Source organism: Neorhizobium sp. IRS_2294, from assembly GCF_050500145.1.
Taxonomy (GTDB): Bacteria; Pseudomonadota; Alphaproteobacteria; order Rhizobiales; family Rhizobiaceae; genus Neorhizobium; species Neorhizobium soli.
In genome coordinates, this window is record NZ_CP191439.1 from 2,989,984 (window position 1) to 3,015,774 (window position 25,791).

At 60.7% G+C, this 25,791-nt stretch carries 22 protein-coding genes; 9 read left to right on the forward strand and 13 right to left on the reverse strand.

Going from position 1 to position 25,791, the window contains the following annotated elements:
- Positions 1–165: 165 nt before the first annotated feature.
- The 8 genes from ACQY1K_RS14505 to ACQY1K_RS14540 form a co-directional block, all read right to left on the reverse strand.
- Positions 166–1,185: a sulfate/molybdate ABC transporter ATP-binding protein gene (locus ACQY1K_RS14505; RefSeq protein ID WP_430255055.1), complete on the reverse strand. Its 1,020-nt coding sequence runs from the start codon at positions 1,183–1,185 to the stop codon at positions 166–168.
- Complete coding sequence (cysW, locus tag ACQY1K_RS14510) at positions 1,182–2,060, reverse strand: sulfate ABC transporter permease subunit CysW (RefSeq protein ID WP_430257688.1); 879 nt, start codon at positions 2,058–2,060, stop codon at positions 1,182–1,184. The genes ACQY1K_RS14505 and cysW overlap by 4 nt, the downstream gene beginning before the upstream one ends.
- Positions 2,061–2,064: 4 nt before the next feature.
- Positions 2,065–2,889 carry a sulfate ABC transporter permease subunit CysT gene (gene cysT, locus ACQY1K_RS14515; protein ID WP_174197031.1) on the reverse strand — a complete coding sequence of 275 codons (825 nt, stop codon included), beginning with the start codon at positions 2,887–2,889 and terminating at the stop codon, positions 2,065–2,067.
- 261 nt (positions 2,890–3,150) lie between these two features.
- Positions 3,151–4,134 carry a thiosulfate ABC transporter substrate-binding protein CysP gene (gene cysP, locus ACQY1K_RS14520; RefSeq protein WP_430242198.1) on the reverse strand — a complete coding sequence of 328 codons (984 nt, stop codon included), beginning with the start codon at positions 4,132–4,134 and terminating at the stop codon, positions 3,151–3,153.
- 555 nt (positions 4,135–4,689) lie between these two features.
- Positions 4,690–5,775, reverse strand: a complete 1,086-nt coding sequence (locus tag ACQY1K_RS14525; RefSeq protein ID WP_430257689.1) for an enoyl-CoA hydratase/isomerase family protein — start codon at positions 5,773–5,775, stop codon at positions 4,690–4,692.
- A 178-nt stretch (positions 5,776–5,953) separates the two neighbouring features.
- A complete protein-coding gene (locus ACQY1K_RS14530; RefSeq protein WP_430257690.1) occupies positions 5,954–9,133 on the reverse strand; it encodes an efflux RND transporter permease subunit in 3,180 nt (1,059 codons plus the stop codon).
- Positions 9,134–9,158: 25 nt separating this feature from the next.
- The gene (locus tag ACQY1K_RS14535) at positions 9,159–10,328 is read right to left on the reverse strand and encodes an efflux RND transporter periplasmic adaptor subunit (RefSeq protein ID WP_430257691.1); all 1,170 of its coding nucleotides are present in this window, start codon (positions 10,326–10,328) and stop codon (positions 9,159–9,161) included.
- Between the two features lie 49 nt (positions 10,329–10,377).
- Positions 10,378–10,980 carry a TetR/AcrR family transcriptional regulator gene (locus ACQY1K_RS14540; RefSeq protein WP_113167110.1) on the reverse strand — a complete coding sequence of 201 codons (603 nt, stop codon included), beginning with the start codon at positions 10,978–10,980 and terminating at the stop codon, positions 10,378–10,380.
- A 167-nt stretch (positions 10,981–11,147) separates the two neighbouring features.
- On the opposite strand from ACQY1K_RS14540, the gene ACQY1K_RS14545 reads away from it, so the two are divergent.
- Entirely contained in the window at positions 11,148–13,106 is a 1,959-nt protein-coding gene (locus tag ACQY1K_RS14545; protein ID WP_430257692.1) for a PAS domain S-box protein, read from the forward strand.
- A 109-nt stretch (positions 13,107–13,215) separates the two neighbouring features.
- Positions 13,216–13,500 carry a BON domain-containing protein gene (locus ACQY1K_RS14550; RefSeq protein ID WP_062461431.1) on the forward strand — a complete coding sequence of 95 codons (285 nt, stop codon included), beginning with the start codon at positions 13,216–13,218 and terminating at the stop codon, positions 13,498–13,500.
- Between the two features lie 91 nt (positions 13,501–13,591).
- Here the strand turns inward: ACQY1K_RS14550 and ACQY1K_RS14555 are convergent, their stop codons facing one another.
- Positions 13,592–15,934 (reverse strand): glucose/quinate/shikimate family membrane-bound PQQ-dependent dehydrogenase, encoded by a 2,343-nt coding sequence (locus ACQY1K_RS14555; protein WP_092659556.1) that lies wholly within the window; start codon positions 15,932–15,934, stop codon positions 13,592–13,594.
- A 221-nt stretch (positions 15,935–16,155) separates the two neighbouring features.
- Here ACQY1K_RS14555 and ACQY1K_RS14560 point away from each other — a divergent pair, with 221 nt between their 5' ends.
- On the forward strand, positions 16,156–16,884 hold the full coding sequence (locus ACQY1K_RS14560; protein WP_430257693.1) for a glutathione S-transferase: 729 nt from the start codon (positions 16,156–16,158) through the stop codon (positions 16,882–16,884).
- A gap of 160 nt (positions 16,885–17,044) precedes the next feature.
- Here ACQY1K_RS14560 and ACQY1K_RS14565 read toward each other — a convergent pair whose 3' ends face one another.
- Positions 17,045–17,509, reverse strand: coding sequence for a sigma-70 family RNA polymerase sigma factor (locus ACQY1K_RS14565; RefSeq protein ID WP_430251871.1), 465 nt, complete (start codon positions 17,507–17,509; stop codon positions 17,045–17,047).
- A 246-nt stretch (positions 17,510–17,755) separates the two neighbouring features.
- Between ACQY1K_RS14565 and ACQY1K_RS14570 the strand changes: the two genes are divergently transcribed.
- From ACQY1K_RS14570 to ACQY1K_RS14580, 3 genes are all read left to right on the forward strand, one after another.
- A complete protein-coding gene (locus tag ACQY1K_RS14570) occupies positions 17,756–17,977 on the forward strand; it encodes a hypothetical protein (RefSeq protein ID WP_062581961.1) in 222 nt (73 codons plus the stop codon).
- Positions 17,978–18,171: 194 nt separating this feature from the next.
- On the forward strand, positions 18,172–18,351 hold the full coding sequence (locus ACQY1K_RS14575; protein ID WP_062461446.1) for a hypothetical protein: 180 nt from the start codon (positions 18,172–18,174) through the stop codon (positions 18,349–18,351).
- Between the two features lie 166 nt (positions 18,352–18,517).
- Positions 18,518–19,018: a ferritin-like domain-containing protein gene (locus ACQY1K_RS14580; RefSeq protein WP_062461448.1), complete on the forward strand. Its 501-nt coding sequence runs from the start codon at positions 18,518–18,520 to the stop codon at positions 19,016–19,018.
- 215 nt (positions 19,019–19,233) lie between these two features.
- Here the strand turns inward: ACQY1K_RS14580 and ACQY1K_RS14585 are convergent, their stop codons facing one another.
- A complete protein-coding gene (locus ACQY1K_RS14585; protein WP_139283771.1) occupies positions 19,234–19,473 on the reverse strand; it encodes a hypothetical protein in 240 nt (79 codons plus the stop codon).
- Between the two features lie 165 nt (positions 19,474–19,638).
- On the opposite strand from ACQY1K_RS14585, the gene ACQY1K_RS14590 reads away from it, so the two are divergent.
- Both ACQY1K_RS14590 and glgA read left to right on the forward strand, forming a co-directional pair.
- Positions 19,639–20,004, forward strand: coding sequence for a DUF2934 domain-containing protein (locus ACQY1K_RS14590; protein ID WP_062461451.1), 366 nt, complete (start codon positions 19,639–19,641; stop codon positions 20,002–20,004).
- A 379-nt stretch (positions 20,005–20,383) separates the two neighbouring features.
- Complete coding sequence (gene glgA / locus ACQY1K_RS14595; protein WP_430257694.1) at positions 20,384–21,859, forward strand: glycogen synthase GlgA; 1,476 nt, start codon at positions 20,384–20,386, stop codon at positions 21,857–21,859.
- Positions 21,860–21,955: 96 nt separating this feature from the next.
- Here the strand turns inward: glgA and ACQY1K_RS14600 are convergent, their stop codons facing one another.
- Positions 21,956–22,660, reverse strand: coding sequence for an SDR family oxidoreductase (locus ACQY1K_RS14600; protein ID WP_430257695.1), 705 nt, complete (start codon positions 22,658–22,660; stop codon positions 21,956–21,958).
- Positions 22,661–22,834: 174 nt separating this feature from the next.
- The gene (glgX, locus tag ACQY1K_RS14605; RefSeq protein WP_062461460.1) at positions 22,835–24,910 is read right to left on the reverse strand and encodes a glycogen debranching protein GlgX; all 2,076 of its coding nucleotides are present in this window, start codon (positions 24,908–24,910) and stop codon (positions 22,835–22,837) included.
- A gap of 188 nt (positions 24,911–25,098) precedes the next feature.
- On the opposite strand from glgX, the gene ACQY1K_RS14610 reads away from it, so the two are divergent.
- Positions 25,099–25,365: a hypothetical protein gene (locus ACQY1K_RS14610; protein WP_430257696.1), complete on the forward strand. Its 267-nt coding sequence runs from the start codon at positions 25,099–25,101 to the stop codon at positions 25,363–25,365.
- Positions 25,366–25,791: the final 426 nt, after the last annotated feature.

Sequence of the window (25,791 nt, forward strand, 5' to 3'; positions counted from 1 at the left end):
CTTGCGATGGCAGACGTCTGACTTCCCTCATACCTGTGCTCGTCACAGGAATCTAGCAGCGTCGCGTCTGCGGCACGGGAGGGCCTTTTCACGCGAAGGACTTCGCGTGACTGGATTCCTGTGACGAGCACAGGAATGAGGGGTGTGGATGGGAAACGTTACCCCCTAAACCGCAAACACCTTCGCCCGCCGCAGCGTCACAAACCCGCCCTCACCGGCTGAAACCTGGCGTTCCGGTTCAACGTCGAATTCCAGCTGTTCGCCGGTTCCCGTTACCGCCAGCACGCGTCGGCTGTCGGGGCGGTCGAGGACGCGGGAGATCGTTGCGGCAATGCCGGGTGCCTGCGCCGACCAGTCGAGATCTGCGGGGCGGGCGTAGAGCTCGGCCTTGCCGTCTGGTATCCCCAGTGCATCCACCGAAAGGCCGCCGGCATGGGCGCGGCCGTCGCGGACCTGGGCTGAGAGCACGTTGGCATCGCCCAGGAACTTCATCACGAAGGCCGATTGTGGATCGCGGCAGACTTGCTGCGGCGTGCCTTGCTGAACGATCTGCCCGTCCTTCAGGATCACCACCCGGTCGGCGAGATCGAGCGCCTCTTCCTGATCGTGGGTGACGAAGATCGTGGTGATGCCGAGTTCGGAATGGATCTCGCGCAGCCAGCGGCGCAGGTCGTGCCGGACATTCGCATCGAGCGCACCGAACGGTTCGTCGAGCAGCAGCACCTTCGGATCGACCGAGAGCGCCCGTGCGAGCGCCACGCGCTGCCGCTGACCGCCGGAGATCTGGGCCGGAAAACGGTCGCCGAGACCGTCGAGCCGCACCAGCCGCAGCAGGTCCGTGACGCGGGCATCGATCGCCGCCTTGTCGCGCTTCACCTTGGAAACCTTCATGCCGAAGGCGATGTTCTGCGCCACCGTCATATGCGGGAACAGCGCGTAATGCTGGAACACGAAGCCGACGCCGCGGTCGCGCACCGGAATGTCGGTCGCATCCTGATCGCCGAAATAGATGGCGCCGCCATCGGCATATTCGAGCCCGGCCACCATGCGCAGAATGGTCGTCTTGCCGGAGCCGGAGGGGCCGAGCAGCGCCACCAGTTCGCCGCTTTCGATATCGAGCGACACGCCCTTCACGGCACGGAAGGTGTCGAAGGTTTTGACGACGTTTTCGAGACGGATCTTCATGCTGTTTTCTCTGCCGGACTGGCGGTTTTGCGGACGCGGCCCGCACCCTGGCGCTCGAGCGCGACCTTGGCGATGATGGTAAGGACGGCGATCAACGCCAGGATGGAAGCCGACGCGAAGGCGCCCGCCGCCTGATAGTCGTGATAGAGCAGCTCGATATGCAAAGGCAGCGTATTGGTCTGGCCGCGGATATTGCCTGACACGACCGAGACGGCGCCGAACTCGCCCATCACGCGCGCATTGCAGAGAATGACACCGTAAAGCAGTGCCCATTTGACATTCGGCAGCGTCACCGAAAAGAAGGTGCGGAAGCCGGATGCGCCAAGCGAGGTCGAGGCCTCCTCGAGATCGCGGCCCTGCGCCTGCATCAGCGGAATGAGTTCGCGGGCAACGAAGGGTGCGGTCACGAACATCGAGGCGATGATGATGCCCGGCACCGCAAACAGGATCTTGATCCCGTAGGCATCGAGAACAGGCCCGAACAGGCCCTGCAGGCCATAGACGAACAGATAGGCGACGCCGGCAACGATGGGCGAGACCGAAAACGGGATCTCGATCACCACCAGCAGAAACCGCCGCCCCCAGAAATCGAACTTGGTGATTGCCCAGGCGGCGGCGATGCCGAAGGCGGTGTTGACGGGAACGGCGATCAGCGCCGCCACAACCGTGAGCATGATCGCGTGTCGGGTATCCGGATGGAGGATCGTATCGCGATAGACCGCCCAGCCCTTCGAGAATGCCTCGACGCCGATGATGATCAGCGGCGCGACGATGACGAAGGCGACGAGCACCAGCACGATGCCGATCAGCGTGCGGCGGAACACCGTGTTGTCGCCGACCCGCGGCGGTTTGCGATGGGAGGAAACGGCGCTCATGGTCTTATCCCTTCACCGTGTAACGCAGCGCCCGCGACTGCAGCCAGTTGGTAACGGCCAGCATCGTAAAGGCGGCGAGCAGCAGCACCGAGGCAATGGCGGCGGCCGCCTGGTAATCGTATTCTTCGAGCCGGATAAAGATCAGCAGCGCTGTGATTTCCGTCGACATCGGCTGGTTGCCGGCGATGAAGATGATCGCCCCGAATTCGCCAAGGCAACGGGCAAACGACAGCGAGAGGCCCGCCAGCAATGCCGGCGCCAGCAGCGGCAGGATGACCTTGGTAAAGATCGTCCAGTCGGACCCGCCGAGCGATTGCGCCGCTTCTTCCAGCGCCGGATCAAGATCTTCCAGCACCGGCTGCACCGTGCGCACGATAAACGGCAGCGAAGTGAAACACATGGCGATCATGATGCCGAGCGGCGTATAGGCGACCTTGATGCCGTAACCTTCCAGCACCGAACCGAACCAGCCATTGTTGGCAAACAGCGCCGTTAGCGCAATGCCGGCAACCGCCGTTGGCAGCGCAAACGGCAGATCGACCATCGCATCGATGATGCGGCGGCCGGGAAACCGGTAGCGGGTAATGACCCAGGCAAGTGACAGCCCGAAAAACAGGTTGAACACGGTGGCACCAAGCGCCGACAGCACGGTCACCCGGTAACTGGCAAGCGCCCGCGACGAGGAGACGATCCGCCAATAGTCTTCAGGCCCCAGGCTCGCGGCCTTGATGACAAGCGCCGCCAGCGGCAGCACGACGATCAGGCCGACATAAAACAGGGTCACGCCCAGCGATAGCGGCAAGCCAGGCAGGACATTGCGTCGTCTCAAATGATCAGTTCCTCGTTTTCAACTGCAACAAAGTCTTCAACAGCAAGAACCGGCGGACGAATATCCACCGGTCTGGTTTCGCAGTTCTTTAGCGTCCCCCATTCTTGTGGCGGCCACAGGACCCGACGCGTGCCGGGTTGAAGGGTTTTTTCAGCCTAAGGACTTAGGCTGGCTGGATTCCTGTGACAAGCACAGGAATGAGGGTGAATGGGTAGCAATCCTTGAGAGACAACTCACCTCAGCCAATCAACCCCAGTCCAATCAGCGGCTGCCGTAGAGCTTGTCGAGCGTGCCGCCGGAGGCGAAGTGTTCGGATTGGATCTTGGCCCAGCCGCCGAACACATCGTCGACCTTGAAGAGGCGGATTTCGGGGAACTGGCTCTTGAACTCGGCCGCGACCTTTTCGTTATGGACGCGGTGGCCGAATTCGGCGGCGATCTTCTGGCCTTCCTCGGTGTAGAGGAATTCCAGATAGGTCTTTGCCAGCGCTTCCGTGCCATGCTTCTTGGCGACCTTGTCGACGACTGCGACCGGGAATTCGGCAAGCAGCGAGACCGACGGAATGACGTTTTCGACCTTGTCCTTGCCGAACTGCTTTTCGATGCCGCGGGTTTCGGCCTCAAAGGTGATCAGCACGTCGCCCTGGCCGCGTTCGACGAAGGTCGTCGTGGCGGCGCGGCCACCGGTATCAAACACCGGAACGTTGTCGAAGATCTTGGTGATATAGGCTTCGATCTTCTCCTGGTCGTCCTTGAACTCTTCCTTCGCCCAGGCTGTTGCCGCGAGATAGGTGTAGCGGGCGTTGCCGGATGTTTTCGGATTCGGGAAGATCGCGTGGACGTCGTCACGGGCGAGATCACCCCAGTCCTTGATATTTTTTGGATTGCCGGCGCGCACCAGGAAGGCCGGGAAGGAATAGAAGGGCGAGGCGTTGTTCGGGAACGCCTTGTTCCAGTCCGCGGCAACAAAACCCTGCTTTGCCAGGAAATCGACGTCGGTCGACTGGTTGAAGGTGACGACGTCAGCCTCGAGACCCTCGACGATCGAGCGTGCCTGCTTGGACGTACCCGCATGCGACTGATCGATCGTGACGCCGGGATGCGCCTTCACGAAGGCCTCGTTCTCGGCCACAAACAGCTCGCGGGCGACGTCATAGGAAGCGTTGAGCAGTTTCTGCTCCTGCGCAAACGCCGGCTGCACGAAGAGGGCGGCAAGTGCCGTGCCGAGAATAAGAAGGCGGTTCATCAGTGTCTCCGGAATGGGAAGTTGAGGCGACACTACCGGGAGTATCGGTAGACCGCGAGGAACTGCCCTCTCCTGCAGGTGATACACGGAGAAATTTCATCCATTTATCGCAGCATTCGGCGATGGTTTTGCCGGAAGGCGCCAAAGCGCAGTGGATCGCCCCGATCCGGGGCAAAGAGGATACGGCCGTTTTGGGCCGTGAGGACGAAACGGGCAGCATGTTTTTGTTAAGCCCCTGAAAGACAAGCGAAGAAAAATTCGTCGTAGCCTTTTTCATCCTCACGCCTGAAAGCCACGCGATAATGGCGTCGTCATCGGATGGGAAACCGTTTTCGCGAACCGGTCCCCGACGGTTCAGCGCTTCTGAGGACGAAGCTCGGTTTCCGGTGATGGTCGAACGACATGCGGTCTCTCGGGAACTGACATCTCCCGAAAATATCGCAGGAAACTCGATCGGGGCAGGCAGATCATCATCTCCCTCATACCCACGATACCGCTGCCTGCCCCATTCCCGTTTCAACCACGCCGGTTTCGCCGGTGTGGATGGTTTTGCTGCTACATCCGATGATCGGCAAACAGGACCGGGTGGCCCGCCGCAAGGTAGGGAGCAAGATCGGCTTCTGTCACCTCGGCAAGGCTTGCCGGTTGCCAGCGCGGGTTGCGGTCCTTGTCGATCACGGCGGCCCGCACGCCCTCGTAGAAATCATGGTGTTTCAGCAGTTCGCAAGCGGCGGTAAATTCCCGCTCCAGGCATTCGACGAGGCTTGAACTGTCACGGCCGAGACGCAGAAGTTTCAGCGTCAGCTTGAGGCTGGTCGGCGAGCGTTTCGACAGAGTCTCGAGGGTTCGGGCGGCGAACTCGCCTGTCTCCCGGCTGAGCGCTGCAAGGATCTCCTCGACCGTATCATGGGCGAAGGTTCGGTCGATTACGTCACGGTTCTGCGCAAGCGTGCCACCTTCGCCAGACACGGCAAAAGCATCGATCACGGCCTGCACTGCCTCAGCCTCTGAGCCTCCGGGAAGCTGTCCAATTGCGGCGACGAGATCATCCAACTTCTCTGATGGCACGAACGAATCCGCCAACCCGGCATGGATCGCATCGGCACCGTCAACCACGTCACCGGTCAGCCCCATCCAGGTTCCCGCCTCGCCGGGCGCCCGGGGCAAAAGCCACGTCGCGCCCACATCTGGCACATAGCCGATCCCGGTTTCAGGCATGGCGAGTTTCGTGCGCTCGGTAACGATGCGGTGGCTCCCATGCGCCGAAATGCCGACACCGCCGCCCATCACAATCCCGTCCATCAGCGCCACATAGGGCTTCTCATAGCGCGAGATGCGATAATTAAACGGCATCTCCTCCCGCCAGAACCGCGTCACCTCGGGGTCGGACGCCCGCCCTGCCTGATGAATGGCCCGGATATCGCCACCAGCACACAGGCCACGCTCGCCCTCGCCCCTGATGATCACGCAGGAAATATCGGTATCGGCAGCACAGCGATCGAGTATGTCGTCCAGCGCCCGCACCATGGAAAGGTTGAGACTGTTCAGCGCCCTCGGCCGGTTGAGCGAGATCACCGCGGCAGACCCGCGGCGACTGAACAGCACCTCGGCTTCAGTTGCAGGTTGCACTGGATTGGCCATTGTGTCCTCCATCCTCTACCCCACCCACCCTCATTCCTGTGCTTGTCACAGGAATCCAGCCGACACGCATCTGCGTGGCGAAAGAGGGTTTGCAGCCCCAAGGACTTGGGGCAGCTGGATCCCTGTGACAAGCACAGGGATGAGGGAGATTATGGCGCTGTCCCACCGGGAAGGCCCCTCACTCCGCCGCCATCGGCATATCATGCTTGTCCTCGAACAGCTCGCCCTGGTTGGCGGGCGTCTCGGACTTGTCGTCTTTCTTCGCCTTCGGCTCGCGGCCGAAGAAGAGGGAGTAGCCGGCAGGCAACACGATGATGGTGAGGACGGTAGCGACGAGGATGCCGCCCATCATGGCATAGGCGAGCGGTCCCCAGAACAGGCCGCGCGAGATCGGGATCAGTGCCAGCACCGCCGTGAGCGCGGTCAGCATGATCGGCCGGAAACGCCTGACGGCGGCACCTACGATCGCTTCCTGGCGATGCATGCCCGCCGCGATATCCTGGTCGATCTGGTCGATCAGGATGATCGAGTTGCGGATGATGATGCCGAGCAGCGCGATGACACCGAGGATGGCGACGAAGCCGAACGGTGCACCGGTGATCAGAAGCGCCATCGCAGCACCGATGATGCCGAGCGGACCGGTCGACAGAACCAGCATCGCCTTGCCGAAATGCTTGAGCTGCATCATCAAGAGCAGCATGATGACAAGCAGCATGATCGGGGCCTTTGCCGCGATCGAGGCCTGGCTTTCGGCCGCATCTTCGGCGCCGCCCTGGATGTCCACGGAATAGCCGGCCGGCAGGGCCGCGCGCAGGTCGGCCATCGAGTTATAGAGGTTCACCGAGGCCTGCGTCGGCTCGACGCCGTCAGGCAGGGTCGCCTTGACGGTAATCGTCGGCAGACGGTCGCGACGCCACTCGATACCCTGTTCGAGGACAGGCTCGACACGGGCCACCTGCGAAGCTGGCACAAAAGTGCCGAGATCTGTCGGAATATAGACCGACTGGACGGCGGCCAGCAGGTTGCGGGTGGCATCCGGCTCGCGCACCACGATCGAAACGGTCTCCTCGCCATCGCGGAAATCGCTGATCGGAGCGCCCGACGTTGCCGCCTGCAGCATCTGCCGAACCCGCTGCGACGAGACGCCGAGCGCACGCGCGCGGTCCTGATCGATGACGAGCTTCATGCCCGCGACCGGCTCCATCCAGTCGTCGTGAATGGCGCCGAAATCCGGTTGGCTTTCGTAACGTGCCTTGACCTGGTCGGCGATGCGGCGGACTTCCGCCTTGTCCGGGCCAACGACGCGCATCTGCACGGCCCAGCCCGTGGGCGGGCCGAGGAAGAGACGGTCGACCTTGCCGCGCACCGTCGGGAATTCTTCGGCGAGAATCTTGCGCAGCTTGACGATCATCCGCTCGCGTTCTTCGAGACCGTTCGACATGATCAGGAGCTGGGCGTAGTTCGGGTTGCGCAGCTGCTGGTCGAGCGGCAGGAAGAACCGCGGCGCGCCCTCGCCGATATAGGTGGCGACAAAGCTCTTGTCGGGGTCGTCGAGGATCCGGTCTTCGAGCGCCTTGGCCTGACGTTCCACTTCCTTGATCGCGGTGCCCTCCGGCAGCCACATGTCGACCAGAATTTCTGGTCGCGACGACTGCGGGAAGAAGCTCTGCGGAATGAACTGGAATGACCAGAGGCTGGCTGCAAACGCGCCGAGCGTGGCGATGAGCACGATCGCCTTGTGGCGCACGGACCAGCCAACCGCATGGCGCACGCCGCGATACATACGGGTGTCATAGGCATCGTGATGATCGCCGCTGCCCGCATGGCTGCGCTGCTTGAGGATCATGTAGCCGAGCCACGGGGTGAAATAGACGGCCACGAACCAGGATACGACGAGCGCGATGCCGACGACGTAGAACAGCGACCGTACGTATTCGCCGGCGGTCGAATCCGCGAAGCCGACGGGGATAAAGCCGGCGGTGGTGATCAGCGTCCCGGTCAGCATCGGGAAGGCGGTGGAGGAATAGGCAAAGCTTGCCGCATCGAGCCGCTCGAACCCCTCCTCCAGCTTTCTTTCCATCAACTCGACGACGATCATCGCATCGTCGACGAGCAGTCCAAGCGCGATGATCAGCGCGCCGAGCGAGATACGCTGCAGCTCGATGCCGAGATAGAACATGATGGCAAGCGTTGCCGACAGAACCAGCGGAATGGCGATCGCAATCACGATGCCCGAGCGCCAGCCGATCGAGATCAGCGACACGACCAGCACGATGACCAGCGCTTCGAGAAGCGCCTGCGTGAACTCGCCGACGGCTTCGGTGACGACCTCAGGCTGGTTGGAGATCTGCTCTACCTGGACGCCGACCGGCAGCGTCTCCTCGAAGCGCTTGTAGGTTTCCTCCACCGCATGACCGACGTCGGTCACTTTGTAGCCGTTCGCCATCACCACGCCGAGCTGCACGCTGTCATGGCCGTTGAAGCGGAACTTGCGCTGATACGGGTCCTCGAGACCTTCCTTCACCGTGGCGATATCGCCAAGACGGAAGACCTGGTCGCCGGCGCGCAGCCGCAGCGCCTTGATATCATCTGGCGTTGTCACCCCACCCTCGACCGAGATCCGCACCGAGCGGTCCGCGGTTTCCACCGAGCCGGACGCATCGACATCGTTCTGGCCGGCCAGCGCGGTGCTGATGTCATTGACGGTGAGGCCGCGCTCGGCAAGTGCCTGCGACGACACGTCGATGAAGATCTTCTGCGGCTGGTCGCCGAGGATCGTTGCCTTTTCGACGCCGGGCGTGGCCAGCAGCATGTCGCGGGCCTGGATGGCGTATTGCTTCAGCTCCGGATAGCTGTAGCCCTCGCCGGTAATGGCGTTGAGGGTGATATAGGTATCGCCGAACTCGTCGTTGAAATAGGGCCCGTAGATACCGGACGGGAGATCCTGGCGAATGTCGCCGATCTTCTTGCGCACCTGGTAGAAGGCATCTGCAACGTCCTGCGCATTCGTGTCGCCCTTCACCTGGATCGTGGTGATCGAGATGCCGGCGCGGGTGTAGGATTTGACCCAGTCGAGATGCGGGGTTTCCTGCAGCTTGCGCTCGATCTTGTTGACCACCTGGTTCTGCATGTCCTCGATCGAGGCACCCGGCCACTGGGCCTGCACGACCATGACGCGGAAGGTAAAGTCCGGATCTTCCTTCTGGCCCATGTTCATGATGCCAAGCGCACCCATGACGATGATGAGACCGAACAGAAAACGCGCGATGCTGGGATGGCCGATGGCCCAGCGGGACAGGTTGAAACTGCCCTTTTCCTTCTGCTTTTCCAGCGGATTGGCCTGATGATCGGAACTCATGATCTTGATCCTCTAACCGGAAATATCAGGGCTGGACGGAAGCGGTGGACTGGCTCGACACCGAGCCGAAGCGTGTCGCGACCGTTTCCGGCAGCTTCACCTTCATATCGTCCTTCATGAACTGGGTGCCGGCCGAGACGATGAGATCGCCTTCGGCAAGGCCTTCCGAAATGCGCACGCCGTCATCGGAAAAATCCGCCACCTTGACCGGACGCGACGCGACAATTCCCTTGCCGCGATCGACCACCCAGACGATCGGCTGGTCACCCTTCTTGGAAAGCGCTGCAAGCGGAATGGCAAAGGCCTTGACCGCGTTTCCGGCGAAAGTCTCGATCGATGCGGTCATGCCGAGCAGGATCTTCGGGTCGGCGGGAAGGCTCACCCGCACCGCGAACGTGCGCGACTGGGCATCGGCGCTCTGCGCGACTTCACGCACCTTGCCGTCGATCACGAGATCGGCAGACGACCAGATCCGCGCCTTGACCCCGTCGCCCGGCTTGAAATGCGAGACATCCATTTCCGGAACCGCGATCTGGACTTCCTTCTCGCCATCCACAGCGACGGTGACGACGGAGGTGCCGGTGCTCACCACCTGGCCGCGATCGGCGCTGACGGCCGTGACGATACCGTCGCGGTCGGATTTGAGTTCGGAATAGGCAACCTGATTGCGGGCCTTTTCGAGCGCAGACTGCGCTGAATCCCGCTGTGCCAGGGCCTGCTCGCTGCTGAGCTGTGCCTGTTCCAGCTGCGATTTCGACGTGACGTCCTTGGCCGCAAGCGTTTCCGCGCGGCGAAGCGCAAGACCGGAGATCTCGACCTGCTTGGTGGCCGATGCGAGATCGGCTTCGGCGCTGCCGAGATCAAGCTTGTAATCGGTGGAATCGATCCGAGCGAGCACTTCGCCCGGCGTGACGCGGTCGCCTACATCCACAAGCCGCTCGGTGATCTTGCCCGCGACCCTGAAGCCGAGATTCATTTCGGTGCGGGCACGCACGGAACCGGAATAGACGAGCTTGCGGCCCTCATCCGGCGCACCGATCTGCGTCACCTTGACCGGCCGCACGATCTCCGGCGCCTCGGCCTTTTTCTCTTCGGAACATGCCGCGAGCGAAAGAAGCGCCGCAGCGACTGCAACGCCTTTCAAGGCGGAAGAAAATTGACGGGCTGCGACGAAGGACTTTCCTCGGAAAGACATGATCCCACTCCATAAGGCGGGTTACGGTGAGCGCGACAAGCGCAGGTTCTTATTTCAGCGCCCTGAGGGCGAAATCGACGACATCGGCCGGCGTGGCGCGCCGGGTTTCAAACAGACATTCGGCAATGATCTGCGGGTGACACAGCGTAACCGTGCAATCACAGAGGCATTCTGCGGCAAGCTCAGCGTCCTGTGCGCGGAACTCTCCCATTGCAATCCCCTCCTCGACGAGACCTGCGACGATCGCTCGAAGCTGCATGATATGGTCTTCGATCACCGACCACTGTTCCTCGATCGCCACGACAACCATCTCGTGGACCTTGTTTTCGTGCAGCAGCGTCTCGACCGTGATGCGGTGCTGCTGAAGAAAATGGTCGCGCAACCGTTCACTGGCGCTGACGGCGCGTTTGGCATTCTCCCAGGCAACGGCTCGGCTCGCCTCGAGCATGCGGTTGGCAAGCGCCTTGTGGATCTCGGATTTCGACCCGAAGAACCGGTAGATATTGGCCGGCGACATGCCGAGATCCTTGGCGATGTCGGCCACTGTCGTCTTGGCGTAACCGTAATGCTTGAACAGTCGCTCGGCCGCTTCGAGGATGCGGACCACGTTTTCCTGGCGTGTATCCTCGGGAGTGCTGACGGGAACGTCCATAACGGAATGGCTTTCAATTAACGACTGACGAATTTCATTTTTCGTCACTATTCATCTTTAACCTCATTGTGTCAAGGCACTCGTATTTTTCTGCAATGCAAGGCATGGTGGACCCACTGGCGCCTCGAGACGTAAGCTCGGGGTACATCGCATATTGAGTTTGGGCGGTGGGAAAGTTGAAGACCGTGCAGGAAGGCCATCAGGTATCCCCGTTTAACGAGGAGCGGTATCGGCTTCTGATTGATTCCATCACGGATTACGCGATCTACATGCTGGATCCGAAAGGCCACATCGCCAGCTGGAATCCGGGCGCCCGGCGCTTCAAGGGGTTCGAGGAATCCGAAATCCTCGGCCAGCATTTCTCCAGATTCTATACGGAAGAAGATCGGCTTGACCATCTGCCGGAACGCGCACTGAGGATTGCCGCGGCGGAAGGCCGGTTCGAGAACGAAGGCTGGAGGGTTCGCAAGGACGGCAGCCGTTTCTGGGCGCATGTCATCATCGATCCTATCCGCGACGGCGATGGCCAGCTCCTCGGCTTTGCCAAGGTCACCCGCGATCTCACCGAGCGCAGGAATGCCGAAGCAGACCTGAAACGCAGCGAGCGGCAGTTCGAAGTCCTGGTGCAAGGGGTCAGCGACTACGCGCTCTACATGCTCGATGGCAAGGGCAATGTCAGCAACTGGAACCACGGTGCCGAACGCATCAAGGGCTACCGCGCCGAGGAGATCGTCGGCGAGCATTTTTCGACCTTCTACACGGTGGACGACCGCGCCGCCGGCGAACCGACAAAAAATCTTGCAACGGCCCTGCGGGACGGCCGCTTCGAGGGCGAGGGTTGGCGCCACCGCAAGGACGGCACCCGTTTCTGGGCGCATGTGATCATTGACGCGATCCGCGACGAGACCGGAGAGCTGAAAGGGTTCGCCAAGATCACCCGCGACATCACGGAAAGGGTCGAGGCGCAGAAGGCGCTGACCGTCGCCCGTGAGGATCTGTTCCAGGCGCAGAAACTGGAAGCGATCGGCCAACTGACTGGCGGCATCGCCCATGACTTCAACAACCTGCTGATGGCGGTGCTGGGAAGCCTCGAAATCCTCAAGAAGAGATTGCCGGACGACCCGTCGCTAATGCCGCTTCTGCAAAACGCCATTCAGGGCGCCGAGCGCGGTGCAGCGTTGACGCAGCGCATGCTGGCCTTTTCGAGGCGGCAGGAACTCCACATGGCCCCGATCGGTGTCGCCGGTCTGATCGATGGCATGATGAATTTCTTCGAGCGTTCGCTGAGATCGGACCTCACAATCAGAACCGACATTCCCGACAGCCTGCCCCCGGTTCTAAGTGACGCGGTGCAGCTCGAGAGCGCGCTTCTGAACCTCGTCGTCAATGCCCGTGACGCGATGATAACAGGCGGAACCGTGACGATCACCGCCATTGATGTGCACTTCGCGCAAGGCGATGACAAGCTCCAGCCGGGTCACTACGTCAAGATCAGCGTTTCCGATACGGGCGAAGGCATGGATCCGGAAACGCTTGCCCGCGCCACCACACCATTCTTCACCACCAAGGGCGTCGGCAAGGGAACGGGGCTCGGCCTTCCGATGGTGCAGGGTCTGACCGAGCAGTCGGGCGGCCGGCTTTCGATCGACAGCGAAGAGGGCAAGGGGACCACGGTTTCCCTGTTTCTGCCCGTTGCCCGTCTTGAAGACTGCCCGGAGGAGAAGAAGCCCGCCTTGGATCTCTCTGCGGCGCGACCAAAGGAGAGGCTGACGGTGCTCGCCGTCGACGACGACGCCCTGGTGCTGATGAACACATCTCTGATGCTGGAGGATCTCGGCCACACGGTGATCGAAGCCCATAACGGCCGCGAAGCGCTGGATGCGCTAGCCCGCACGGATACGATCGATCTCGTCGTCACGGACCATTCCATGCCGGGAATGACCGGAAGCGAACTCGCGTCGGAGATCAACCGCCAGTGGCCGGGCCTGCCGGTGGTGCTGGCCACCGGCTATGCCGAACTGCCGCCCGGCGAGGACGACCGCCTGCAACTGCCGCGATTGCCGAAGCCGTTCTCCCAGAACCAGCTGGCGGACGTGATCGCCACCATGCTCGGAAGCGCGAGCTGAACCAACGGCTGTGCGCCGCGTTGTATTTCCTGATGATCCGCAGGTGACGCGCGAGGGTCGTTTCGCCCTCATCTCCTGCCGGACGCGACGACATCAGGGAGAACGTCACATGGTATTCAAACATCCGCAGTTTAACGAAACCGCGCCGGAGATCGAAGTCGAGTTCCCGGCTTACGCCCAGCTGGAAGGCAAGGTCGCCGACGCGCTTGCCTCGGCCGGCGGCATTGATGCAAGCGAAGTGACCGTCACCGTCACCGGAACCTCCATTGCTCTCGCAGGCCGGGTCGCCGACGCCCGCGAGATCGCCCGCGCCGAGGAAGTGGTCCGCAGCGTTGAAGGCGTGACCGAGGTGCGCAACAGCATCACCGCCGAAGCCGGCAGCCATCTCACCTGAGGGTTCGAAAGCCTTCAATGCAAAAAGCCCGGAAGCAGACGCTTCCGGGCTTTTTTGTTGGCTGAGAGCAGGCCGCCTGAGCGACCGCCGCTTAACGCGGCAGCGCGTAGGCGATGACGTAGTCGCCAGGTGTGGTGCCGACCGAGCCGTGGCCGCCGGCGACCATGACGACGAACTGGCGTCCGTCCTCGACCGCGTAGGTCATCGGCGTCGCCTGACCGCCGGCCGGAAGCCGGGCTTCCCACAGCGTCTTGCCGTTCTTCAGGTCATAGGCACGCAGGTAGTTGTCGACGGCGGCACCGAGGAAGGCAACGCCACCCTTGGTGATCATCGGGCCACCGATGCCGGGAACGCCGACCTTGAACGGCAGCGGCAGCGGGGTCATGTCGTGGACAGTACCGTTGCGATGCTTGTAGGCGGTCTTGCCGGTGCGAAGATCGACGCCGGCGACATAACCCCATGGCGGTGCCTGGCAAGGAATGTTCAACGGACCGAGGAACGGACCCATCAACACGCCGTAAGGAGCGCCATCATTGCGGTTGAGACCCTGTTCCGAACCCTTTTCGTCCTGACCCTTCGCCGGGATATCCGCACGCGGAACCAGCTTGGAGGTAAAGGCGAGATAGGTCGGCATGCCGAACATCACCTGGCGTTCGGGATCGACTGCGACGGAGCCCCAGTTGAACGTGCCGAAATTGCCGGGATAGATGATCGAACCGTTGAGCGACGGCGGGGTATAGCGACCCTCGTAGTTATACTGGTGGTACCAGATGCGGCACACCATCTGGTCGAGCATCGAAACGCCCCACATGTCGCTTTCCTTCAGCGGCTCCGGCTTGAAGGAGACGGCCGAGGTGGGCTGGGTCGGTGCGGAAAAGTCTTCCGGAATGGCACCCTTCGGAGCAGGCTCTTCGGTGATCGGGAAAATCGGCTCGCCGGTGCGACGGTCGAGAACGTAGATGTCGCCCTGCTTGGTGGGGCCAACCAGCGCCGGCACCACGGAATTATCCGGGCGCGACAGGTCGATCAGCACCGGCTGGGCCGGCACGTCCATGTCCCAGAGATCGTGATGCACCGTCTGGCGGACCCAACGGTCGGCACCGGTGTTGATGTCGAGTGCGACGATCGAGGACGAGTATTTCTCGACGCTTTCCGAACGGTTCATGCCGAGCTGGTCGGGCACCTGGTTGCCGAGCGGAATGTAGACGAGGCCGAGTTCCTCATCGACCGAGAACACCGACCAGCTGTTGGGCGAATTGGTCGTGTAGGTCTGGCCCTCGGCAATCGGCTGGGTCTGGCTCGGATTGCCCGAATCCCAGTTCCAGATCAGTGCGCCGGTGTTGACGTCGAAGGCGCGGATGACGCCGGACTGTTCCTGCGTCGAGTAGTTGTCGTTGACGGCGCCGCCGATGATGATCTTGTTGCCGACGATCGCAGGCGGCGATGTGGAATAGTAGTAGCCGGCCGGATTGTGCTGCATGCCGGTTTCCAGACGCAGCGTGCCGTTCTGCGCAAAGGCCGGGCAGACCTGACCGTTGGCCGCATCAAGCGCGATCAAACGGGCATCGGATGTCGGAAGATAGACGCGCTCGGCGCATGCGGAACCGGCAGCGGCCGCCTGGTCCTTGTAATAACTGACGCCGCGGCAGGTCTGGTGCTGGCGGTCCGGGTTCATGCCGGAATTCGGGTCGTAGCGCCACTTCTCCTTGCCGGTCGTCGCATCGAGCGCGATGGCGAGATTGTGCGGCGTGCAGAGATAAAGCGAGCTGCCGACCTTGAGCGGCGTGACCTGATAGGTCGTCTCGCCCACGTCGTCCGGCCGCTTCACGTCACCGGTCTGGTAGCGCCAGACTTCCGTGAGGTTGGCAACGTTGTCCACATTGACCTGGTCGAGCGGCGAATAGCGCTGGCCATAGGGCGTGCGGCCATACTGGTGCCATTCGCCGTCAGGCACATCACCACCGAGCTTTGGGGCGGCTGCGACCGACTGGTCCGGCAGCTCGCCGCTCTGGTCGTAGGGGTCGAAGAACATCGAGGCGACGGCGACGACCACGGCAATGACCGAGGCGATGGCCAGCGGTACGGCACTGGCGCTGTATTGCATGCCGGATGGGCTGAGAAAGCCGAGCGGCTTGCGGATCCACGGTGTCAGCAGCCAGAAGCCGAGGACGATGATGAGACCGCCGCGCGGGCCGAGCTGCCACCAGTCGAAACCGACTTCCCAAAGCGCCCAGACGAGCGAAACGATGACAATACCGGCATAGACATGCAGTGCCGCGCGTTTCTTAAGGAAAAGCAGAATGGCGGTCAGCACAAAGGCAAGGCCGCAGATGAGATAATAAACACTACCCCCCAGCATGACGAGCTGTCCGCCGCCGATGGCGAGAGCGAGCCCGAGCAGGGTGAAGATGATGGCGGTGATCTTGAGAGCCATGGTGGTTTCCGTTCCGAACTGAAGACGGGCATTATAGGTGGCAAGCCGGACATTCAGCCGGTGTCGCGTGGTAATCTAGCGCTCTCCGGAGATGTTCAAGATACGATACGGAATGCCAGCCGTGCAGAAGTGCGAGAACAAACGGGCGCTCTGCTCGTTCGGAAAGAGAACGCCGCAGCGATCGACGGCGACCCACTCAAACAGGGATTGCAAGCACAGCCATGGCATATGAACTCTACTACAGGGACGGCCTGCAGGGTCGCGGCGAATTCGTCAGACTGGCGCTGGAAGACGCCGGTGCGGACTATCTCGACGTGGCGAGAACCACGGACGGGTCCGAAAAGATGATGAATTACCTGAAGGGCAGCCAAGCCTATCCCGACCTGCCATTCGCTCCGCCGTTTCTGAGAGACGGCGAGATCGTCGTCTCGCATGTCGCCAACATCCTGCACTATCTCGGCCCGAAGCTCGGGCTTGCTCCCGATGACGAACGGTTGCGTGTTTTTGCGCAGGGTCTGCAGCTGACGATCACCGACTTCGTGGCCGAGGTTCACGACACCCACCATCCGATCAGCACCGGGGACTATTACGAGGATCAGAAGCCGGAGGCCAAGGCGCGCACAAAGGCGTTTCTTGCGCAGCGGGTGCCAAAGTTTCTCGGTTATTTCGACGGCGTGATCGGATCAAACCCGACCGGCGAAGGCTGGGCTGTCGGCGGCGCGATCACCTATGTGGACCTGTCGCTCTTCCATATCGCCGAAGGGTTGACCTACGCTTTCCCGCGGGCGATGGCATCGCTGGACAGCCGGTATCCGAATGTGGCCAGACTTCGGGACGCCGTCGGGAAAAGGCCGAGGATCTCTGCCTATCTCAAATCGGAGCGCCGCATCGCTTTCAACGAGAGCGGTATCTTTCGCCACTATCCCGAACTCGACGAGGATCCGGCGTAGGCGCTTCGGCGCCTTGACGTTTCTGGCTAGATAAATGCGAAGACCGGAGCGACCGTGGCTATCATGATCGCGGTCGCGATCAGTACGAACTTCATGTCCTTGCGCTCCTGAGCATTGATGGCTGCCTCTTCGGGCAGCCGCGTTTGGATGACGAGCGGGGTTATCTTGCTTCCTCCCCCAGTTCCTGAAGGATCTGGTGCCGTGCGCGATTGAGACGGCTCTTGACCGTTCCAACAGCGCAGCCGCAGATTTCGGCCGTTGCCTCGTAGCTCTCGCCGAGGATTGCAACCAGCGTTAATACCTCGCGGTAATGGGGAGGCAGCTTTACGAGAGCGTCGCGAACTTCCTTCGCCCTGATTGCCATTTCCTGCGAAGCAGCTATCGGCGTATCGCCCGACACGTTTTCTTCGAGCCCTGGAGCCTCGCGGCCTAAAATCTTGGATCGGGTATAGAACGTGTTGCGCATGATGGTGAAGAGCCAGGACTTCAGCCGCGTGCCGCGCTCGAACTTGTCGAGGTTGGCCAGCGCCTTCATCAGCGTTTCCTGCACGAGATCGTCGGCATCCGTCGTATTGCGGCAGAACGTACGCGCGAAGGCACGAAGCGCCGGTATAAGCTTCACGATATCTGCCCGCGCAGGATCGCCATTCAACTGTGATTCAGACACCGTTGCCTACCTCTCCCAAGTCTCGACGGCCGGATTGACTTCTGCAAACGCGTGCCCCTTCATTTTGGTTCCGCCCTCTCAACCCCACCCGGAGATTGCCGGCAGATCACCTTGAAAATATGGGGCTCTTGCCGGCCTGCCGGAACAAACTGAAGCAGCAAGCCGTTTTTTCCGCATCATCGGCAACACCAAGGAGGGAATGTCATGAGCTTTACCGACAAAACCAACGACAACGACCAGAACAGCGCACAGAGCGACGAGTGGAAGGCCAAGAAGGCTGAGCAGTCGGCGCGCGAAAAGGGCAGCGACGCTGACCTCGAACAGCAGCTCGACGAGGGCCTGGAAGATACGTTTCCGGCGAGCGATCCGGTCGCCGCAACAATAACGTCCATTCCGGCCGGCACCCCGGAGCCGCCGAAGAACTGATACCGACCCGGACCATTGGAACAAAGTGGGCGGCCTCCGAATAGGAGGTCGCCCTTTTTCGTTCTTCGCTGTGACTTTTTCGGGATATCCGAAATTAATCTTATTGGTATAAGAGGTTTCTAAAGGGCTTAGGGAATGCGGGCGAACGCGTCCGGCAGAGGGTGTTTTCGGTGGCGGTGACGTCAGAGGTCGGAATGAAGAAGCAGAGCAAGCCGGTGGAAGAAAAAGACGCGAGTTTCGGACGCAGCGTCAACCGCAAGGTTTCCGTTCTGTTGGCGGAGATCGAGAAGGAAGACGTGCCCGATCGCCTGCTCGGTCTTGCCCTGCAGCTTCAGAAGGAATTGTCCGAAAAGCTCGACGGTAAAGGCAGCTGACCGCCTGACCTCGAGATGAGCGCCCGCCGGCGCATGCGCGACCATCTGATCTGCGGACCAACCGCAAGCTGTCGCCCCATCTCGACCTTTTTCACAAATATGTGAGGAACTTTCAGCTTCTGCTTTGGTTCATTGGGTGCGAATTCGACTCTCAAGGAGATCCACCATGGCTAAAGACAAAACCCTCGAAGACCTGTTCTACGAAACGCTGAAGGACATCTACTACGCCGAGCGCCAGATCGTGAAAGCGCTGCCGAAAATGGCCCGCGGTGCCCAGGATCCGAAGCTGAAGGCCGCTTTCGAGACCCATAAGGAAGAGACCGAAGGCCAGATCGAACGCCTGAAGCAGGTTTTCGAACTGATCGGCAAGCGCGCTCAGGGCAAGACCTGCGACGCGATCGAAGGCATCCTGTCCGAAGGCGAGGAAATCCTCGAAGAATTCAAGGGCACATCGGCTCTCGACGCCGGCCTTCTGGCCGCTGCACAGGCAGTCGAACACTATGAGATCAGCCGTTACGGCACGCTGCGCACATGGGCGACCGAACTCGGCCTGAAGGACGTGGCAAAGCTTCTCGACGAGACGCTTGCCGAAGAAAGCAAGACCGACGAAGCGCTGTCTGCACTGGCACAGTCCACCGTCAACGCCGCTGCCAAGAAGGCAGCCTGATCGCCACAGCGACAGACGCCCGGTCACCAGATCGGGCGTTTCTTCGCGAACGTGACGCCAGAAAAACGAAAACGTCCGGCACATGCCGGACTTTTTTGGATTGAGTTGCGATCAGCGACATCGGCGCCCGGACTATCGCCAAAACAAAAACGCTCCGCAGTCCCACAGGATTGCGAAGACGTATGGATGACGTGGCAGCTAGAAAATGGTGTCAATCAGCTATGGTAAGCGGCTTTCGGAATGCCGGATTTCGGCAGCATTTCGATCGGAGCCATCTTTCCATCCACACCAAGCCTGCGGAAAACTCCGGCATGGAATCGTCCACGCCGCAGCAGTTGGACCTTCGCCGCCTCCACGGCAAGTTCCACTGTATGGAAGTACGAAGTTGAATGTACCCCGTCAATTACATAGACCCAGCCCGTTGCGTCTGGAACAATATCGCAGTAGTTTTGCATTGCAGCGTCTCCTCCCGGCGGTCTCGAACGCGTAACTCCTCGAATAGTTCCGTCCGGTCGGTTGTTTGTGCCAACACGATTTGAATCAATCGAATTTCTGTCGTGAAATCCATGGAACTTATTCCCAACAAGGTCGTTTCGGCTTTTGGGTGAATGGAGACAAAGATGGCTGATTCCGAACAAGACTGGATCAAGCACCGCGCGTATGCGCTCTGGGAGGAAGAGGGGTATCCTTCAGGCAAAGATACGGAGCACTGGGAGCGCGCAAAACTGGAGTTTGCGACGTTGAAGCCGACTGCGTCGGCACCGGCCGCCCACGAACAGCCTGCAGCATCCGCGCCGAAACTGCCCACCGCAAATGCCAAGGATTCCACCGCCAAAGCAGCTAAGCCTGCCAAGTCAGCGGCGGCGGGGTCCGAAAAATCGAAAAAAGCGCTCGCCTCCGAGGCCTCAAGCGAAAAGAAGTCCGTGCCGGTTTCTCCGGCCCCGGTTCCCGCGGGCAAACAGCCTGCCAAGAAGCGGTCCCGATAGGCCGGGCTGGCCTTTGACGCCAGCCGGGTCACGCAGACAAGAGCGGACATGACGGGCCGCGGCAGTCTCTGCCGCGGGGTAATCATTACATCTGAAAGACGGCAATGGCTTTTGCGTATTCGTGTATTTCTCTGACTGGTTTTCCCATTTCGGCGGTCGCTGACACAGGTCTCCCCTCCGGCACTGATGTGAAATGGCATGGACAAGGGTGGGAGTTGGCATGATGGACGCGTACGGCCCCTTGGATGGCCCCATCGAAATAGCATCAGTTGATGACCCGGTTGCCAGTCAGAGTACTGACCGTTCGCACTCGTCGGACGCCGTTCCCGGGCGTAGCACGCAGCGGAGCCTTGGGGGACGCAGTGGGGAAAATTTCGCGATGAAAGTATTGTCGGTCACCTCGGAAATCTTCCCGCTGGTCAAGACCGGCGGATTGGCCGATGTGACAGGATCCCTGCCGAAGGCGCTTGCTGCCCTCGGGATCGATACCATAACGCTCATTCCGGGTTATCCGAAAGTGATGGCCCAGATAAGCTCCGGCGTGACGCCGCTTGCTCTGTTCGACGACCTGCTCGGTACCCGCGCGTCGCTGCTGCATGTGAAAATCGAAGGCCTGAACCTGTTCGTGCTCGACGCGCCGGAACTCTATGACCGGCTTGGCGGACCTTATGTCGACGAGCATGGCAACGACCACCACGACAACTGGCGGCGCTTCGCAGCTCTGTCGAAGGCTGCGGCGGAAATCGCCGGTGGGCTTCTCCCGGGTTTCGTACCCGATGTCGTTCATACCCATGACTGGCAATCGGCGATGACGTCGGTCTACATGCGCGAAATGGGCTGCGCCATTCCGAGCGTGATCACCATCCACAATATCGCGTTCCAGGGCCAGTATTCCGCAGACATCCTTCCCGCGATCGGCCTTCCCAGCTCGCTGTTTTCAATCAACGGGATCGAATATTTCGGGGGCATCAGCTACCTGAAGGGCGGCCTTCTGACCGCCGACGCCATCACCACGGTCAGCCCCACCTATGCCCGGGAGATCCTCACGCCGCGTTTCGGCATGGGCCTTGACGGTGTCCTGAACGAGCGCGTGACCGTGTTGCGCGGCATCGTCAACGGCACAGACCTCGACATCTGGGACCCGGCAACGGATCCGCATATTCCGCGCAATTACGATGTCTCCTCGCTGAAGCGCAAGCGCGACAACAAGACCGTATTGATGGAAAAGTTCGGGCTCGACCCTGAAGGCAACGGACCGATCTTTTCCGCCGTCAGCCGCCTCACCTGGCAGAAGGGTTTCGACATGTTCGCCGATACGGCGGACGAGGTCATCCACAATGGCGGTCGTATCATCGTGTTCGGCCAGGGCGACAAGGATATCGAACAGGCGCTGCTGGATACGGCTGCGCGCTATCCCGGCAAGATGGCCGTCCACATCGGCTACGACGAACCGACCGCGCATCTCATCCATGCCGGTTCGGACGCGATCGTGCAGCCATCGCGGTTCGAGCCGTGCGGCCTGACGCAACTCTACGCGCTTCGCTACGGCACCGTGCCCGTCGTCTCGCGCACCGGCGGGCTGTCGGAAACCATCATCGATGCCAATGATGCAGCGATGTCGGCACGGGTTGCGACCGGCTTCCAGTTCCACCCTGTGACGACCGACGGACTGCGTCTCGCGCTGCGCCGGGCCATGCACGCCTACCAGGAACCGAAAATGTGGGCCCGGCTGCAGAACCAGGCGATGAAGGCGAAATTCTCCTGGGAGCGCAGCGCCCAGCAATACGCCACCGTCTACACCAACCTGGTGCGCAAGGCCGGCAACTCCTCCGCGGACCGACGAGCGAGCTACTGATCCGGCAGGTGCCGTGATCGGCACCTGCGTCGTTTGATTCCTTGACGAACACGGCGCACGGCGCACACAGCATTCGGCTAACGAAAACCGCAGGTCTCAGACCGACCGCGTCAAACCACCGTCCACCTTCAGGTTCTGCCCGGTGATGTACCCGGCACCTTCGGATGCCAGGAATGCCACGGTTGCGGCGATTTCCTTGCTTGTGCCGTAGCGCTTCATCGGCACGCTGTCGCGCCGATCATCGGTTGCCGGCAGGCTGTTGATCCATCCGGGCAAAACGTTGTTGATGCGCACATTGTCGGCCGCGTAGGTATCTGCAAAGATTTTCGTATAAGCGGCGAGCCCGGCGCGAAACACCGCCGATGTCGGGAACATCGCGGACGGCTCGAAGGCCCAGGCGGTCGAGATATTGACGATAGAGCCCGATTTCTGAGCCTGCATGATCGGCGCCACCAGCCGCACCGGACGGATGACGTTGAGCAGATAGACATCGAGGCCGGTATGCCACTGGTCGTCGGTGATCTCGACGATCTGTGCACGCGGTCCATGGCCGGCGCTGTTGACCAGCACGTCGATCCGTCCCCATGTCTCCATAGTCGCATCAACGAGCCGCTTCAGATCGTCGTTCGACTGGTTGGAGCCGGTGATGCCGAGCCCCCCGAGTTCCTGCGCCAAGGCCTCGCCCTTACCTGAAGAGGATAGGATCGCTACCTTGAACCCATCGGCCGCGAGCTTCTTCGCAGACGCCGCTCCCATACCGCTTCCGCCCGCTGTGACGATCGCTACCTTTTCTGCCGACATACTGTGCTTCCCTTCCCTGCATCGTGGTGTGAACAAGGACATAGCATGAGGAAAAGCTGTCATCGAATGAGTTCGGCTGAAGGCTGGTGAGTTCTGCCCTTGGGGCATACCACCCAAACGAAAAACCCCGCCGGAGACCGGCGGGGCTTGGAGATCGGAGTATTCAGGCTGCCATCACGGACGGCGGAACAGTGCCAGGCTGCGGCCTTCGAGTTCGAAGTCCCGTTCCTTGGTGATCACGAGACCCTTCTTGGAATAATCCGACGTGGTCATCTCCAGCACCCAGCCACCTTCGCCGAACTGCGGGATCTGGAACGGCACGTTGCCTTCGAACGGGTTGAACAGCAGCAGCACGTCGTGCCAGATGCCTTCTTCTTCCTTCAGGTCGCCCCGGCCAATATAGAGACCGATCGTCGAGCCTTCGTCCCACTGTTCGGACGTCTGGAAACCACCGCCGGCATTGAACCACTTGATGTCCATGCCATCGCGCCAGTTCTCGCGGCGCAGCAGCGGCTGTTCATGACGGAGCTTGATGATCTGGCGGGTAAACTCGCGCAGCTGCTCATTGCTTTCCGGCAGGTTTTCCCAGGCGACCCAGGAGATCTCGCTGTCCTGGCAGTAGCCGTTGTTGTTGCCGAGCTGGCTGCGACCGAACTCGTCACCGGCCAGCAGCATCGGCGTGCCGTGCGAGAACATGAGCGTGGCGAGGAAGTTGCGCTTCTGGCGCTCACGCACCGCGTTGATGCCCTCGTCTTCCGTCGGGCCTTCCTCACCGTAATTGTAGCTACGGTTGTCGTTATGGCCGTCGTTATTGTCCTCGCCGTTCTCGTCGTTGTGCTTCTCGTTGTACGAAACCATGTCGTTCAAGGTGAAGCCGTCATGGGCGGTGATGAAGTTGACCGATGCCCAGGGACGACGACCGCGCTGATCGTAGAGATCGCCGGAACCGAGAAGGCGCGCCGCAAAGTCCGTCGAGACGTTGTCGCCCTTCCAGTATTCGCGCACCGTATCGCGGTACTTGTCGTTCCATTCGGCCCAGCCTGGCGGAAAGCCGCCGACCTGGTAGCCGCCCGGACCGATATCCCAGGGCTCGCCGATCAGCTTGACCTTGGAAAGGACCGGATCCTGCGTGATGGCATCGAAGAAGCCACCGCGCTCGTTGAAGCCTTCCGGCTCGCGACCGAGAATGGTGCCAAGATCGAAGCGGAAGCCGTCGATATGCATCGCTTCGGCCCAGTAGCGCAGGGAGTCGGTGACCATCTGCAGTACGCGCGGATGCGAAGTGTTGACGGTGTTACCGGTGCCGGTGTCGTTGATGTAGTAACGATGCTGGTCCGGCATGGTGCGGTAGTAGGAAAAGTTGTCGATGCCCTTGAACGACAGGGTCGGTCCAAGCTCGTTGCCTTCGGCGGTGTGGTTGTAGACCACGTCGAGAATGACCTCGACGCCGGCATCGTGGAAGTTCCGCACCATCTCGCGGAAACCCTGGATGCCCTTCGGTCCGAAGTAGCGCGAGGCGGGCGAGAAGAAGTTGAGGGTGTTGTAGCCCCAGAAATTCTTCAGGCCACGATCGAGCAGGTGCTGATCGTCCGGGAAGGAGTGGACCGGCAGCAGCTCCACCGAGGTGATGCCGAGGTTCTTGATGTAATCGACGGTCGCCTTGTGGCCCATGCCTTCATACGTGCCGCGCAGATCGATCGGAACGCCGGGATTGAGCTGGGTGAAGCCCTTCACATGCGTTTCGTAGAGGACTGTCTGTGGCCAGCTGATCTTCGGACGGTTGTTGTCGTGCCAGTCGAAATTCGGGTCGATGACAACGCCCTTCGGCGTGTAGGGACCGCTGTCGCGTTCGTCGAAGGTCAGGTCCTTGTCTTCGGCAAGGAGATCATAGGCAAAATGTGCCTCGTTCCACTCAACGTCGCCGAACAGTTCGCGTGCATAGGGGTCGATCAGCAGCTTGTTGGGGTTGAAGCGATGGCCGTTTTCCGGGTCATAGGGGCCATGGACGCGGTAGCCGTAGAGGGCGCCGGGCTTCAGGCCGGGGATATAGCCGTGCCAGATCTCGTGGGTGTATTCCGGCAGTTCGAGGCGGGCGATTTCCACCTTGCCGCTCGGGTCGTACAGGCAAAGTTCGACGCGCTCGGCATGCGCCGAGAAAATCGCGAAGTTGACGCCATCGCCGTCGTAATTTGCGCCCAGCTGCAGCCAGGAACCCGGGTGAACGACAAAGTGGCTCGATTTCGTATCCATATTTCCCCGCTGGTCATACCAATTGAAACTTTCGCCTATAGAAGGTGCGAGGCTGCAATTCGTTCCAGAGGCCCTGTAATTTAGGAGGTTTCGCAAGTTGCCCGCGAAATTTTTAGGGCGGCACGCGTTTCCGGATGGGCCGCCTCCTCTATCTCTCTGTTGGTACCCATAACAACAGGGAGAAGACCATGACGACCATGCCCCCGGAAGAGCTCGAAGGCCGGCTGAACGCGCATCGCGAACTGATGATCGATTTGATCGCTGCAATGATTGGCGGCGAGCTGACGACCACCCGTTTCGTGCAGCGGCTGCGTGACGACGCTACATTCAAGGACAACGAGGAAGATCCTGGTTTCTCCCCCGATGGTACCTTCGCGATCGAAAACGCCATGGCCCGCGAAGTGCGCTCGGTGCTGGAAGCGGCACGTGCACGGGCAGAAGCCGACAAGAGTTAATCAAATTTTATGAATAAGGCTGTGTCGCCGCATTTGTGGCCATTTCGTGGAACCATGATTCCGTATCGCAGTTGATAGGCTTTAGGAGTGTGGCGGGAGGCAATCATGGTCAAGGAATGGATCGAGGCTGCAGGTTTCGTGATGGTCATCGCGGCCTGTTACATGATGGTCGTTCCGATCTAGCGATCGACCGGTCATCCCATTGACTGACACCAGCGACACATGACTGTGGCTGGCCTCTTCGCTGACGCCAACTTTTTATCGGCGAGACTTCCTGTGAGCTTGGCGCGTTCGAGTCGTTCAGTAACGTACTATTACATCGTGTAAGATCTGGAACGAAATGACACCGGTCGGGTTGGACATCCAGTGACCGGGCGAAAAACCTTGTGTTCACGACGGGAGATCCATCATGCATCACGTTCTGAC